Here is a 483-nt window from a genome sequence, read left to right on the forward strand (position 1 = left end):
CGCGCCGCTCCGGCGGTAGATCCGGCAGCGCCATCAGCTGCGGATACAGCAGCTTGTTGAGGCGCCGATCCCGACCGCACTCGTCTCCGCGGCAGCCGCGCATCATGTCGTCCATCATGCCGCCCATGGAACCGGCCATCATGCCGCCCATGGAACCGGCCATCGATGCACCACTCGAAGCCGGCATGCTGGCAGTCGCGTCCGGGTGATGCGCGGCGTGATCGTCATCGCCCGCCGATGCGTCAGCCGGCGGTGTGGCGCTCATCGGCATGCCGTTCATCGAGCTGCTGCTTTGCGCCGGCATGCCATCGGCTGGCGCCGGCTGCGGTACCGCCATGCTTCCGGCCTTGTCCGGATGATGCGCGGCGTGATCGTCATCGCCCATCGGCGCGCCAGCCGGCGGCGTGGTGCCCATCGGCATACCAGCCATCGAGCCGCTGTCCCGGGCCGATGACGTGCCGGCAGCGTCCGGCTGCGCAGCCG

General features: G+C 70.2%; 1 pseudogene. It reads right to left on the reverse strand.

What is annotated here, in order from left to right:
* Positions 1-385 (reverse strand): annotated as a pseudogene (locus tag IEG05_RS23140) (2Fe-2S iron-sulfur cluster-binding protein); the annotation flags it as partial.
* Between the last annotated feature and the right edge of the window lie 98 nt (positions 386-483).

Origin of the sequence: Stutzerimonas kunmingensis (genome assembly GCF_014764705.1) — a bacterium.
In the GTDB taxonomy this organism is placed as follows: Bacteria; Pseudomonadota; Gammaproteobacteria; order Pseudomonadales; family Pseudomonadaceae; genus Stutzerimonas.